The following is a 12,868-nucleotide window of genomic DNA, read 5'->3' on the forward strand; positions in this document are numbered from 1 at the left end:
TCCCTACTCAGCCGCTCGATCCCTGGCACATTGTGAATCTTCGCACCGTTTGGCTGACGGTCATGCTGGTCTCCGGTTTGCAATTTCTCAACTATCTTCTGCTCCGTCAGTTCGGGGATCGTGGAATCCATTATAGCGCGCTCCTTGGGAGCCTGGTAAATAGCGCTGCGACCGCAATTCTCCTGGGACAAGAGGCGAAAGGTGGGGCCGATACTGAACGTGAAGCGCCAGGCAATACGCTGCTCGCGGACACGGCGATGATTTTGCGTAACTGGGCATTGGTCCTTCTCTTTGTCCTTCCGCATGGCGTTCAACCTGCTTTCGCAACCCTTGTGGTGGTGGTCCCGATGATGCTGGTCGCTGCCGGCGCAACCTCTAGCGCTATGGTGTTTGCTCGGAAAAGCCAACGCCGTCTCGTTCATCAGCAGCCCCCGCCCAGGCCACAGCAAAACGCCGAGGAGGGACGAGAGGAAAAACCATCGGATGTTTTTCAACGATTGCTGCATGCGGCCCAGCAACTGGCAACGCAACCCGTGGCCGTTGAACAATCAGGAACCTCTGAGCGGACAGGTAAGGCATCAAAAATGCTGGAGAACGCCGGACAAGCTTCAGATGGAACACAGAAACGGTCTCTTCGTTCACCGCTCTCACTCCGTTCGGTCTTGAGCTTTGGCCTGCTTTTCCTGCTCTTGACGATCTTGAGCGGCTTGGGCAAGCTCCTCTTTGGTTCACTCGGTTTTCTGAGCGTGATCGTTATCGGTGCCCTGGCCAGCGCTGCCTCATCTTCTGTGCTGGTTGGACAAGAATTGGCGCGCAGAACGCTCGCCGGCTTTCCTGCTGCGATCGCGATGTTTCTGGCAACCCTTGTTGGCCTGTTCGAGAACGTGGCAATCTTCTGGGGAGTGACCCGCAAATCCAGCCTCAGCTTTCGTCTCCTTCTCCTTACCTTTCCCATCGTTGCAGCCGGCGTTCTAGCCATTCTCCTGGGGAATACCCTTGGGTTTCAAAAAATCTAGTGTCGCATTGGTTACCATGTATCATCATAGGGGGCTTCAGCTTTATGCGTCGTCTCAAAATTGTCTGTACCATTGGCCCAGCCACCAGGAGCAAGGAGGATGAGTGAAGTTGCTCCGTTTTTCTCAGCGCCTATACTAGCAACGTGCGGAGAGATGCATGTGAACGTACCTCCCATGCTGAGAAACACACGAACGAGCTGTGGATCACGTGAGCAACGAACGGGCCCCTGCCAGGAACACCAGTGGCCGTGTTCATGCAGATAGGCCAAAGGCTGATCCACTGACGGTTGCCCCACGAGCAGCACAGCACCGCAGGAGCAGACAACAGAGACTTCATCACAGGAGCGAAGGACCATAACAAAGGATACGCCTATGTGGCAAATACCTATGCAGACGAACGGCAGAATAAGGGGGAGATCGGCGTGCGTGTCGCTCTGATGGTTCCCTGTTATATGGATATGTTCTATCCCAGGGCAGGAGTGGCAACACTAGAGCTGCTCGAGAAACTGGGGGTCGAGGTGGACTATCCCTTCGATCAGACGTGTTGCGGGCAGCCCATGGCGAACAGTGGTGCGTTTAAGCAGGCAAAGGCCACGGAGGAGTTGGTCGTGCGCAACTTCGCTGGCTATGAGTACATCGTTGCGCCATCGGGGAGTTGTGTGCATCACCTTCGCAACAAGTTTACCGCGGCAGCGGACACCCCTAAGCGCCGACATGTATCAGCGCACGTGTGGGATCTGTCGGAGTTCCTCTGCGACGTGCTGCAGGTGCAGGCGTTTCCGTGGGCCGAGTTCCCACATGAGGTGGCGTTGCACGTGAGCTGCTCGGCGATCCGCGGATTGTTTGAGCAGTCGATGAGCGAGCGGCCCAACGATCCGTGGTTCTCAAAGCCGAGAAGCCTGCTCGAGAAAGTCAAGGGCGTGAAGATCATCGACTTCGACCGGCCTGATGAGTGCTGCGGGTTTGGCGGCACGTTCGCAGTCACCGGGGAGGCCGTCTCGGCCGCGATGGGGAATGACAAGCTCGAGCGGATCGGCGCTACCGGTGTGCGGTACATCGTTTCTCCGGACATGTCGTGCCTGATGCATCTGCAGGGGTGCTCGCACCGCAACCGCGAGGACTTCCATTTCCTGCACCTGGCTGAGGTCTTGAACGGAGGTGCCCCATGAAACCGATTGACCAGGCGCGCAACGCGCTGGCATTCCTCGAAGAGGAGACCCACGAGCAGGCGTTTGACAGGCTGATCTGGGGTCTTCGCGAGCGGCGTGACGCGGCGGCCCGCGAGGTCCCGGAGTGGGAGCAGTTGCGGATGCTGGCCTCGGAGATCAAGGAGCACACGCTGTCCCACCTGGCGCATTACCTCGAGCTGTTCGAGGCGCGCGCGAAGCGCAATGGGGTGCAGATGCATTGGGCACGTGACGCGCACGAGCACAACCAGATCGTCTACGAGATCCTCAGTTCGCATAGCGTCGAGCGGCTCGTGAAGTCGAAGTCGATGCTGACCGAGGAGTGCGACCTGCGCGCGTTCCTGGGAAAGCGCGGGATCGAGGTCGTCGAGACTGACCTCGGTGAGCGGATCCAGCAGCTCGACGATGAGCCGCCGAGCCATATCGTCGGTCCGGCGTTTCAGAAGACGCCGCAGGACGTGGCCGACCTATTTCACCGGGTGTACGGCTCTGAGCGGGACAGGCCAGACCCGGTCTACCTCGCCCACGTTATGCGCGAGCAAACACGCCCGCTGATCCTCGAAGCGCAGGCGGGAATGACTGGTGCCAATTTCGCGGTTGCCGAGACCGGCGCGGTCGTGACGGTGACCAATGAGGGCAACGCGGACCTCAGCGCCAACGTTCCGAAGCTGCGAATCTGCTCGGTCGGGATCGAGAAGCTGGTCCCCGGAGTCAAGGAGCTCGCCGTGTTCATCCGGCTGTTGACCCGCAGTGCGACCGGAGAGCGGATCACGCAGTACACCTCGCACTTCGCCGCCCCGCGCGCCGGTGGCGAGATGCATATCGTGCTGGTCGACAACGGTCGAGCGCTTCGGCTCGGCGACGAGCGGTTCTGGCCGTCTTTGAAGTGCATCCGCTGCGGCGCGTGCATGAACACCTGTCCGGTCTACCGGCGCAGCGGCGGCCTGAGCTATGGCTCCACGTACATGGGGCCGATCGGGCTCATCACGATGCCCAGTTTCGACATCCGTCGGTACAGTGAACTACCCTTCTCCTCGACGCTCAACGGCAGTTGCTCAAACGTCTGCCCCGTGCACATCAACATCCACGAGCAGATCTATCAGTGGCGCGAGGTGATGGACGCCAAGGGCGAGTTCTCCATGACCAAGAAGGCGGCAATGAAAGTCGCCGACAAGGTGCTCAGCAACCCCGAAGCCTACCGGGTGGCTACCGAGGCCGGCGGGGAAGCGCTGAAGGTCCTGCCACGGTTCGCGATCTACAACCGCCTCAACGCGTGGGGACGCCATCGCGAGCTTCCGAGCCCGGTGAGCGAGACCTTTCACCAGTGGTACGCCCGCAACCGCTCCGGTGACCATTCACAGAACACGTCGGCCCTGCACATGGAGCTGGGATCTGAAGGAGGTGAAGTATGAGCGCGCGTGAGGAGATCCTGACCGCTATCCGCCAGCGCCATCCGCCGTCACGTGCGCTGCCGGAGGTCCCTGATTTCCACCAGGCAACCGATGGCCTGATCGACCGGTTCACCGCCGCTTTGGCGCGGCTCGACGGCAACAGCGTGACCGAGCCACCACCCGACCTGCACCAGTGGCTCTCCGAGGCCTTCCCTGACGCCAGCCGCATCTGCTCTGCGGTTCCCGAGCTCACCGGAACCGTCACCCCGGCAGCGTTCTCCGACTGGGCGGCGCCCGCCGACGTCGATGTCACGATCGTGCGGACGCCGCTTGGCGTGGCCGAGACCGGGTCGATCCTGGTGACAGAGAAGGAGCTGGAAGTCACCACAAGCGCCGTGCTCGCGCAGCACCTCGTTGTGCTCCTCGACCCCGCCGATCTCGTCGAGAACATCCACGATGCCTACCGCCACCCCAGCTTCCAGGAAGCCGCCTACGCCGTACTGCTCTCGGGACCCTCCGGGTCAGCCGACATCGGTGGCAAAACCGTGCATCCCGCCCAGGGCATCACCACCCTGACCGTGATTCTCTTACCACGCCCCGGCGTCGAAGAGGATCCTGAGGCATCCAACTCGCACACGGCGACCTGATCACCACCTTGCTAGAGGGTGGACTAAGATCAGACTTATGAAATTACTCTGGTGAAATTGGCGGCAGAAGCGTGTCAAAAAATGTTTCTTCTCTTTTCATTGCATGGATTCTTTCAATATGGTCTACGCCATATTGTCTATAAGAAATTTTGCCACGAGTGCTGTTATTTTCTCTTGTCAGTTACTCAAGTGTAGCAACTGTTGTTCAGCCGAAAAGAACAATACCACCGCAACCACTGAAGAACCTGCTGTTGATCGCCCAGATACCAGACATGTTCTGGATTGGCCTTCTCAATAATCTCAATGACACGTCGACGGCTTCGAGGTGCCAGACGCACACCAATATGATAGCGCTCGGAATCGACACGCTTGTCCAGGGCACTCACCCGTTGCATCAGAGGATGCGGTAAATTGGTGAGGAGGGTCTGCTCTTCTTCCTCAGGAAGCCGCTGAGACTCGGCCCAGGCCAGATAGGTCTGTATCTCATACATCACCTGGGAATCACTGGAGTCATAGGGGGTGGAAAGAACATCATTCACCACTGCCTGACGATGCCTCTCGTAGTCCTGCGGAGTAAAGAATTCTCCATCGAGATTCACAAAGAGATAGCCGGAGCGCTCCAGGCCTTGAGCGCCGCCTGCTCCCCAGAACTCCTGCAACCATTCAGCATCAATGATCACCTCGTGAGGAAGTGGGCGTTTTCCCTCCCCTGGCGTGGCAGATCCCTTGTGAGTTGCTGTTTCAAGCATCCACTCCAGATAGTTATAGGACAAGCCACCATCCAGGATCCACTCTCTATGGTCAGGTCATTACCCTTTCAATAGTGAAATGGAGCAGCGCCTGGCCGAGTTGTGGAGGCGAGAGTGGCGACGCCAGCACCTTGACTTTGCCCATATTCCACCCGCGCCAGCCACCCGTCCAAACGCACTCATCCCCTGCGGATTTCGCACCTGGCGCTATAGCGATCAACTAACTCCTGGTGAAGATAGAAGGTGGGATGAGGACGCGCCGATGTCAGGTAAGCACGCGTTGCACAGGCTACGTTATCTGGAGCGTTGCGCTCCCTCCCATGCCGTTGCGTATCTTGCCTCCCTTTCTGCTCCCACGACTCCATCGGCTCGCAGCCCTCACCGACTGGCAACAACTGGAACAGCTTCCACCCGCCGTCAGCCGCGCCCTCGCGAAACGCGTCACACAACTGATCACCTTTTACGCCGCGCGCCCCCTTCGGATACTCCCACTGCCCTCACACGAACCGTCCTGCCTGAGTAACTCACAACAGAGCATGCAGAGATCCACTGCTCATGAATAGTTGTTTCCCTCTCTATTGCCGTGGCCCCCCTCCATCACTCCTCCAGCAGGATCAACGTCACCCACATCTCATTTCATAGAAAGGAAATCATACTGTCATGTCTGAGATACATGCACGCCATGACGCGTCTTCACCCATTGACGCAAACCACAAGCAACCACACATACCCGCAGGGCACTCCTACAGGTACCTGCCGCTTGGTGGTCGTATCCTTGATCGCGAACACATCGTCGCCCTCATTGATCACCGCTCTCGCCTGCTTGCACCAGGGATCGAGGTCGTGCTGACCCATGAACGTCTGGCATCATTTCTCATTCAGGACCATGCCGATCAGGAGGTGCTGTTCGACTGGTATCTCCACGCACACCATCAGACCCCTCGCCCATTTCTGCGACTCGGCGCACATCTGCTCTCCCGGGAATGCATCTGTGAAGTGGTGGAGAGTTCCATTGCAGGCAAGAACACCATGCTCCTGCGCTATGTCTTACTCCCAGACCCACTCATGGGAAACGCAGAGTCCTCGATCCAAACCCTGGAGTTCCATGGGCAGACCGCCGATGCGCTACGCCATTGGCTCTCGACACACACAGAGGTCATCGTGCCTCTGGAGCCAGTGGCCAGTTTGCCTTCTACCGCCCTGGGGTTCATGCAGAAATCCCCCTCCTGTCCCCATTGCGAAAGCTGGCTCGCGCCTCATGTGGACCAGACCCAATACACCCTGACCCTGATCTGCCCGCTCTGTCAGTACACCGACGGCCCCTTTACCCGAAACGAGGAACACACTCCTTCAACTAACACACCAAGGAAAGGATAACCCCTATGAATACACAACAGCAACGTTCCCCTCATCTCTCGCTCATGCCTTCCGTTCCGGAGGCAGCCCCAGAGTCGAGAGAGAACACGGACTGGAGAGATGCAGGATTGGAAGAGGATGCAGGCCTCGTGCCCCTCTATACCCGTCTTCAGGAACCCCAGCAGTGCCATGCCCGACCAAGTTACAGATGTCATCACACCATTGAGCACACAACGATCTGGCTCACACGTCAGGGCCTGGACGTCGAAAGCCACCGGCACATCTGAGAGCGTTGAGGGTCACCTGCGATTGTGGCATCATCTCAACACTCATTGATTGGCCCACCACGTAACCAGCTTCTCTGTTTCATTTCATCCCCCTCTTTCTTCCCTCTCCGCACGCCCCAGAGTGGTGTGCCGCTTTTATTCCAGCGAGAGCGCACTGCATCCATGGCAATCGGATCACACTCCCGCTGCGTCTGAGGCGCCCACAGACAGATAGGAGGGCAGACAGAGGAACACCATCATCAAGACGACAAGCACGCAGAGATGACGTGTCATCTCTGCGTGCTTGTCATGAAAAGGAATGTCCCTACCTGGCCATAATCACGGCTGAGCAGGAGGCATTGTTGTGTTCAAAAAAGGAGAGAACGTATGTCAGAACGGCAAGCGAAACGTCAACGTCGTGCCAAGCGAAGAGCGGCAGCAAGCCAGCAGGCAACAGCATCACGCCCTTCTCTGGGTCCATCACCTCACGCCATAGGGCAGTCTTCAGTCGCAGCAAGCCACCTCGCCATCGCGTTGAGTGCAGCCGTTCCTCTTCGCGTGCTGGCACTCTATGAGCGGCAGGGTCCCTATGAGAGCGACCTGGAAGCAGCCCTTCAGGTAGGAACACTGCTTGCATCAAAAGGGGATCGCCTCCTCTTTGGAAGCCAGGTTCCAGGTGAAACGGCGTCACGGGACGACCTGTTGGTGCCATCACGATCCAGTTTCTGGACTGGTGTTACCAACGTTTAGCAGCGCAAGGCAAACGCCATTGGCTCTTGATTTGGGATAACGCTTCCTGGCATGACGGCGAAGGTGATAGACCAATATCTAATGATAATGATGCTCAGTTAGATCTCGATCTAACGACATAATGGCCCACCGACAAGGGTTATCCGTCACCAGACCCCATGGATAACATCGCCCCAATCAACCAATGAACGAGCCTCTGCATCCGAGAGTCTCTGTCCTTGTAAGACAGCATCGAGAACACTCGCTGTTGCCTTCTGTGTCATGCCAGTTCCTTTCGCAGGTAAGAGAAGAGTTCGTGATATCGTCATTCATCATTGCTCATAGAGATCTTTGCTCCCACATTATTTTCTCATCATTGTATGACGTGTTCTTGTTCGCTGCCACTCTCCCATCTGAGGGAGAACAATGGGGAAAAGAAATGAGCAAGGGGCTGTGAACGTCCGTACCTATGCGGGCTCCAGAGGATGTCCGTTCGAGAAACATGCACCTTCAGCGCTTTTTGACCCTCTTTCTTTTTTGCACACGTCCTCATTTTGAGCATGGACATTCTCCGGAGCCTGCACTGGCTAGTTCTCATTTCAGGTAAGGGGTTCAGCCATGGTGCGCATCTGAATTTCGATGATGCGTGCGTGAGCAGGCTGCGTGCAGGCCAGGAGAACTGCTGAAGCAACATCCTCTGGGTCAAGCATGGCTGATTGTGCGACTCCTTCTGGTGTACGTCCCTTCCCCAGTGCAAATTCCGTCTTGACTCCACCAGGGCAAATCACCCCTACCTTGATGCCATGAGGACGTAATTCTTTGTCCAGAGCTTGTGCGAACCCAACCTGCGCAAATTTTGTTGCACAGTACACCGCTTCACCCGCGAAGCCATAAACGCCAGCCATCGACGAGATCATTAGAATGGTGCCTGACCGTTGTTCGATCATCAGAGGGACGATGTGGCGGGTAAAGAGGAACGTAGAACGCACGTTGGTATCCATCATCTCGTCGTATTCTTCAGCGCTGGTGTCGATCAGTTGTTTGTAGTTTCCCACTCCAGCATTGTTGATCAGGATATGCGCCGCCCCGAAGTGCTCTTTTGCCGCCAGAACGGCACGCCGAGCTGTTTCCTCCTCTCGAACATCCCCGACCACCCCTACGACTCGCCCCCCTGAGGATTGGATCCTCTCCACAAGCTCGTCGAGTCGCTGCTTGCGACGTGCAATCAGCACAAGACTGGCTCCTTCTTCCGCCAGGGCCAAGGCACATGCTTTGCCAATACCTGCGCTGGCTCCTGTAATCAAACACACAGATCCGTTTAATCTCTGACTCATATATTTCCATTCCTCAATCTTATGAAAGGAAAACGCTCAAAAGCCGCGCACTTTTCTTACAAGACGCTTCTTTATGCTGCAATTCAGTGCTTGACTTTGATGTGTTTTCAACATTTTGCAACACAACTGGAAAAAGAACGCAATCTCCCAGCACTCTTTTCTTATCGCTCTTTATAAGCGGGGACAGCTAAAGGATTGCGCTCAGCAAAAGGCCGTTGATGCCAATAAGGATAGATTGTAGGGATCTCGCTGGCCTTGTCGAGCTTCTCAACCTGCTCAGCAGTGAGATTCCAGCCGACCGCGCCAAGATTGTGTGTGAGCTGCTCCTCGTTGCGAGCACCCACGATGACACTTGCTACAGTGGGACGCTGCAACAACCAGTTCAGGGCGATCTGAGCTACCGATTTGCCCGTCTCTTCGGCTATGGCATCGAGTGCGTCCACGATCTCGTACACCTTCTCATCAGAGAGACGCGATCCCTCTGAGCCAATCTGCTGCACTCGACTGCCCTCAGGGGCTGGCTGGCTGCGGCGGATCTTTCCCGAGAGCACCCCTGCAGCCAGGGGACTCCAGACAACGGTACCAACCTTCTGGTCAAGGGCGAGCGGCATAAGTTCCCATTCGTACTCACGTCCGACCAGGGAGTAAAAAGCCTGGTGGGCGACATAACGCGTCCAGCCGTAGGTCTGCGCAGTGGCAAGAGACTTCATCAGGTGCCAGCCAGAGAAATTGGAACAGGCGATGTAGCGTACCTTGCCGCTCTGGACCAGGGTATCGAGGGTCCGCAGCGTCTCCTCTACAGGAGTGAGCGCATCGAAGCCATGCAGCGTGTAGATATCGATATGATCTGTATTCAGTCTGCGCAGACTATCCTCACAGGCCCGGATCAGATGATAGCGTGAGGAACCAAGCTCGTTTGGCCCATTGCCCATGCGGAATGTTGCCTTCGTTGAGAGAAGGAGCTGATCTCGTCGCCCTACAATCGCTTTGCCAAGAATCTCTTCCGAGAGTCCGCCAGAGTAAACATCTGCCGTATCAAACAGGTTAACACCCGCCTCCAGGCAGATGTCAACCATGCGACTTGCCTCGGCCACATCGGTATTCCCCCAGGCGTTAAAGAAAGCGTTTCCGCCACCAAAGGTAGCTGTCCCAAAGCTCAGCGCAGAAACCTTCAGACCGGAACCGCCAAGTTGTCTATATTCCATCGAGTTGATCCTCTTTTCTTTTTGAATGCAATTATGACAATAGAACAAAAGATGGGCAGATCCATCGTTGTTGCTCTTTGCGAGAGATAAAAGCTTATTGCCTGTGACCAGATCATGTTTGTCATCAACATGTATCTGAATGGCAATGCCTCCCTCTGGCCCATTCAGGACAATCTCTGACTTAACACTGGTTTTATATGTGGTTGCATAAGGTAAACCTTTCCCAAAGAGAAAATAGGCTAGCAGGACTGACGCACGACAAGAACAGGGTCAAACACGAGTCGTTGAACTTCGCTCTCAGCATTTTTGAGACGTTCGATGAGGAAGCGTGCCCCCGCAGCGCCCATGTCGTAGACTGGCTGGCGCATCGTGGTGAGCGGTGGATGGACCAGGGAAGCCATTAAAACATCATCGAAGCCGATCACTGCTACCGTATCAGGAACACTGATGCGCTGAGCTGTGAGATAAGCCAAAGCACCGAGTGCAGTCATATCATTGACGGCAAAGATGCAGGTGAGATCGGGATGCTCCCGTAAAAGCTGTTCTGTCGCCTCGCGGCCCTTTTCAAACGAGTAATCAGTTTGAGCAATCGGCAATTCGGGATGCTTCTCCAACTCGTCTCCCAAAAGAGCTTCCCATCCCATACAGTCCAGGTATGCACGCAAGCGTTGCTTCGCGGACGCCGCATGCTCCGGCCCGGCCAGAAAGCCAATCCGGCGATGCCCCTTGCTAAAAATCCACTGCATCGCTTCCGTTGCCCCTTTATAGTTATTGACGGTAATGTGCGGGACATCCTGCCGCTCAGTTCCCCTCCCGATAAGCACCACAGGAATGTTTGCCGCTAGCAATATATTGGTCAGGAGATCGCTCAGAGTGACATCCACAAGAATAGTGCCGTCCACCGATTGCCGCCGAAGAATATCTATCGCCAGTCGCTCATTGGCAGGTTGCCAGTCTGTCTCCAGCAAGGTAACCGTATAGCCATTGCGCCGGGCCTCATCCTCGATCCCGCGAACCATGGCGGGAAAGTAGGGATTGGTTAAATCGGGCAACGCCACTCCCAGGGTCATTGTGCGCTTGGTCATCATCGCGCGCGCCTGAGCATTGGGCACATAATTCAGGTCGCGAATCGCATCCAGAACCCTTTGTCGCGCCTCATCACTCACATACCCGGAGCCATTCAGGACACGCGAGACCGTTCCCAAGCCCAGACCAGCTCGTTGTGCCACATCTTTAATTGTTGCCATCTCTGTATTTCACCTGCCATACTCCAAAGTATATGGAAACGTTACCACATCATGCCGAAAAAAAGAGAATCCCCCCATGTGAAAAAGAGTCCCCGTTCAATGGCTCCAAAGGCTTCCCTATTTCCGACCGCCTGTTCCCACAATAATGAATTGCACCCACTTTTGTTAGGGAAACAGGGAGCATATGAGCGCCATCCACGAGACATCTTCTTTTTCTCTCATCCCTCACGAGGCGCCGGGTCCATTCCAGGACTTGACGCATGTTTGGTTTATATTTCCACACAACCATCTGGGTGTTATCCCGCATTCTACGGCAAAAATGTGGAAGCGTTACCACAACTCTACTTCATTGAGAGGTTACTTGTCAAGTCCTTCATGGTCCGAACGAAAATGTGTACTGGGCTGAGGGGTATCATCAGACAATTGTCGTTCCACTCAAATGAAGATGAAAAGTTTGGAGTGAACCCAAGTGACCAGACCAAAGGGTAAGGAACCCCGTGGTAGAGTGAAAAGAGAAACGCCAATAAGGAGCCAACACATGAACGGAAGGGTTCACTCACAAGCCTTCAAACTGATGATTGTGCATCAATTAGCAACAGGCGAACGACGTCCTGCCCAAGTCTGTCGAGAGCATAACCTGGCATCCAGTCTGGTCTCGCGTTGGCAAAAAGAATACCAGATGCATGGGGAAACGGCCTTTGCCAGCAAGCGAGAAGCAGAGCCTTCTGCTGAAGCGAAAATTGCCGAATTGGAGCGTTTCTGTGGACAGTTGGCGATGGAGAATGCCTTATTAAAAAAAGCCTTGGGCAGGCTCCCGTTGAGCAACGGCATGCCGTCGTTGAACATGCTCTAGAGGAGCAGATGCCCTTTTCCATTCGTCAGCTCTGCCAGCTGATGCAGATCAATCGCGCGTGGTACTATGCCAAGCGGCACCAACCGGATGAACGTTGGAAACAGGAAGCGCTGGTGGCTTTGCGCGATGAGATCGAACGGATTGTCTTGGATTTTCCAGGCTATGGGTATCGTCGTGTGACGAAGGCATTACAGCGGGCAGGGCAGCAGATCAACCACAAGCGAGTTCTCCGCATCATGCGGGAAGAGTCTCTGTTGTGTCACCTCAAGCGGCATTTTGTGCGCACGACGGATTCGCATCATCCCTATCCGGTGTATCCGAACCTGATCAATGGAACGACGCCCGATGCCCCTGATGTCATCTGGGTCGCAGACTTGACCTACATCCGGCTCAGGAACGAGTTTGTGTACCTGGCCTGCCTTGTTGATGCCTACTCCCGGCGGTGCGTGGGATGGAACCTTTCACGTCGGATGGATGCCTTGCTGGTGCTTGGAGCCTTGGAGAATGCGCTGGCAACACGAGATGTGAAACCGGGGTTGATCCATCATTCGGATCGTGGAGTGCAGTATGCTTGCACTGCCTATGTGGAACGACTCCAGAGTGTGGGCATTCAGATCAGTATGTCAGCCAAGGGCAATGTCTACGACAACGCCAAGGCAGAGAGCTTCTTCCAAACCTTAAAACAGGAGGAAGTGTATCTCAAAGCGTATCAAACCTTTGAGGAGGCACAGTGCAACATCAGCCAATTTCTTGACGATGTCTACAACACCAAACGCTTACATTCGAGCCTAGGATATGTGCCTCCCGCTGAATTTGAAACGACTTATTACCAGCAGATAGTGCCTTGACTTTCCTTTTGGTCTGCTACCAAGGGTTCACTCCAGTTCG

The 12,868-nt window shown here is 55.5% G+C and carries 14 protein-coding genes; 10 read left to right on the forward strand and 4 right to left on the reverse strand.

What is annotated here, in order from left to right:
• Positions 1–32 precede the first annotated feature (32 nt).
• The 4 genes from KRAC_RS64540 to KRAC_RS55580 all read left to right on the forward strand — a co-directional run bounded on the left by KRAC_RS64540 (position 33) and on the right by KRAC_RS55580 (position 4,241).
• The gene (locus KRAC_RS64540; RefSeq protein ID WP_157508275.1) at positions 33–1,016 is read left to right on the forward strand and encodes a DUF4010 domain-containing protein; all 984 of its coding nucleotides are present in this window, start codon (positions 33–35) and stop codon (positions 1,014–1,016) included.
• Between the two features lie 422 nt (positions 1,017–1,438).
• Positions 1,439–2,185, forward strand: coding sequence for a (Fe-S)-binding protein (locus KRAC_RS55570; protein WP_007922193.1), 747 nt, complete (start codon positions 1,439–1,441; stop codon positions 2,183–2,185).
• The gene (locus tag KRAC_RS55575; protein ID WP_007922194.1) at positions 2,182–3,615 is read left to right on the forward strand and encodes a lactate utilization protein B; all 1,434 of its coding nucleotides are present in this window, start codon (positions 2,182–2,184) and stop codon (positions 3,613–3,615) included. The genes KRAC_RS55570 and KRAC_RS55575 overlap by 4 nt, the downstream gene beginning before the upstream one ends.
• Positions 3,612–4,241 carry a LutC/YkgG family protein gene (locus KRAC_RS55580; protein WP_007922195.1) on the forward strand — a complete coding sequence of 210 codons (630 nt, stop codon included), beginning with the start codon at positions 3,612–3,614 and terminating at the stop codon, positions 4,239–4,241. Before KRAC_RS55575 ends, KRAC_RS55580 begins: the two co-directional genes overlap by 4 nt.
• Before the next feature lie 185 nt (positions 4,242–4,426).
• Here the strand turns inward: KRAC_RS55580 and KRAC_RS55585 are convergent, their stop codons facing one another.
• Positions 4,427–5,014: a hypothetical protein gene (locus tag KRAC_RS55585; protein ID WP_007922196.1), complete on the reverse strand. Its 588-nt coding sequence runs from the start codon at positions 5,012–5,014 to the stop codon at positions 4,427–4,429.
• A 224-nt stretch (positions 5,015–5,238) separates the two neighbouring features.
• On the opposite strand from KRAC_RS55585, the gene KRAC_RS55590 reads away from it, so the two are divergent.
• The 4 genes from KRAC_RS55590 (at position 5,239) to KRAC_RS55605 (ending at position 7,362) form a co-directional block, all read left to right on the forward strand.
• Positions 5,239–5,553 (forward strand): hypothetical protein, encoded by a 315-nt coding sequence (locus KRAC_RS55590; protein WP_007922201.1) that lies wholly within the window; start codon positions 5,239–5,241, stop codon positions 5,551–5,553.
• 97 nt (positions 5,554–5,650) lie between these two features.
• Complete coding sequence (locus tag KRAC_RS55595) at positions 5,651–6,367, forward strand: hypothetical protein (protein WP_007922202.1); 717 nt, start codon at positions 5,651–5,653, stop codon at positions 6,365–6,367.
• A gap of 5 nt (positions 6,368–6,372) precedes the next feature.
• The gene (locus tag KRAC_RS77775) at positions 6,373–6,633 is read left to right on the forward strand and encodes a hypothetical protein (RefSeq protein WP_007922203.1); all 261 of its coding nucleotides are present in this window, start codon (positions 6,373–6,375) and stop codon (positions 6,631–6,633) included.
• 366 nt (positions 6,634–6,999) lie between these two features.
• Positions 7,000–7,362 carry a hypothetical protein gene (locus tag KRAC_RS55605; protein WP_007922204.1) on the forward strand — a complete coding sequence of 121 codons (363 nt, stop codon included), beginning with the start codon at positions 7,000–7,002 and terminating at the stop codon, positions 7,360–7,362.
• 578 nt (positions 7,363–7,940) lie between these two features.
• Here the strand turns inward: KRAC_RS55605 and KRAC_RS55610 are convergent.
• The 3 genes from KRAC_RS55610 to KRAC_RS55620 form a co-directional block, all read right to left on the reverse strand.
• A complete protein-coding gene (locus KRAC_RS55610; RefSeq protein WP_007922207.1) occupies positions 7,941–8,675 on the reverse strand; it encodes an SDR family oxidoreductase in 735 nt (244 codons plus the stop codon).
• Between the two features lie 161 nt (positions 8,676–8,836).
• Positions 8,837–9,880, reverse strand: a complete 1,044-nt coding sequence (locus KRAC_RS55615; RefSeq protein WP_007922208.1) for an aldo/keto reductase — start codon at positions 9,878–9,880, stop codon at positions 8,837–8,839.
• Positions 9,881–10,119: 239 nt separating this feature from the next.
• Positions 10,120–11,127, reverse strand: coding sequence for a LacI family DNA-binding transcriptional regulator (locus KRAC_RS55620; RefSeq protein ID WP_007922210.1), 1,008 nt, complete (start codon positions 11,125–11,127; stop codon positions 10,120–10,122).
• 538 nt (positions 11,128–11,665) lie between these two features.
• Here KRAC_RS55620 and KRAC_RS55630 point away from each other — a divergent pair.
• Positions 11,666–11,980, forward strand: coding sequence for a transposase (locus KRAC_RS55630; protein WP_007922212.1), 315 nt, complete (start codon positions 11,666–11,668; stop codon positions 11,978–11,980).
• An 8-nt stretch (positions 11,981–11,988) separates the two neighbouring features.
• Entirely contained in the window at positions 11,989–12,828 is an 840-nt protein-coding gene (locus KRAC_RS55635) for an IS3 family transposase (protein ID WP_007922213.1), read from the forward strand.
• The last annotated feature ends 40 nt before the right edge of the window (positions 12,829–12,868 follow it).

The organism is Ktedonobacter racemifer DSM 44963, from assembly GCF_000178855.1.
GTDB lineage: Bacteria > Chloroflexota > Ktedonobacteria > Ktedonobacterales > Ktedonobacteraceae > Ktedonobacter > Ktedonobacter racemifer.

Bases quoted from the DNA above. Each gene is read 5' to 3' on its own strand.
- KRAC_RS55575 (WP_007922194.1), top strand. From the start codon at position 2,182: ATGAAACCGATTGACCAGGCGCGCAACGCGCTGGCATTCCTCGAAGAG.
- KRAC_RS55620 (WP_007922210.1), bottom strand. From the start codon at position 11,127: ATGGCAACAATTAAAGATGTGGCACAACGAGCTGGTCTGGGCTTGGGA.
- KRAC_RS55580 (WP_007922195.1), top strand. From the start codon at position 3,612: ATGAGCGCGCGTGAGGAGATCCTGACCGCTATCCGCCAGCGCCATCCG.
- KRAC_RS55595 (WP_007922202.1), top strand. From the start codon at position 5,651: ATGTCTGAGATACATGCACGCCATGACGCGTCTTCACCCATTGACGCA.
- KRAC_RS77775 (WP_007922203.1), top strand. From the start codon at position 6,373: ATGAATACACAACAGCAACGTTCCCCTCATCTCTCGCTCATGCCTTCC.
- KRAC_RS55635 (WP_007922213.1), top strand. From the start codon at position 11,989: ATGCCCTTTTCCATTCGTCAGCTCTGCCAGCTGATGCAGATCAATCGC.
- KRAC_RS55630 (WP_007922212.1), top strand. From the start codon at position 11,666: ATGAACGGAAGGGTTCACTCACAAGCCTTCAAACTGATGATTGTGCAT.
- KRAC_RS55615 (WP_007922208.1), bottom strand. From the start codon at position 9,880: ATGGAATATAGACAACTTGGCGGTTCCGGTCTGAAGGTTTCTGCGCTG.
- KRAC_RS55605 (WP_007922204.1), top strand. From the start codon at position 7,000: ATGTCAGAACGGCAAGCGAAACGTCAACGTCGTGCCAAGCGAAGAGCG.
- KRAC_RS55610 (WP_007922207.1), bottom strand. From the start codon at position 8,675: ATGAGTCAGAGATTAAACGGATCTGTGTGTTTGATTACAGGAGCCAGC.
- KRAC_RS55590 (WP_007922201.1), top strand. From the start codon at position 5,239: ATGAGGACGCGCCGATGTCAGGTAAGCACGCGTTGCACAGGCTACGTT.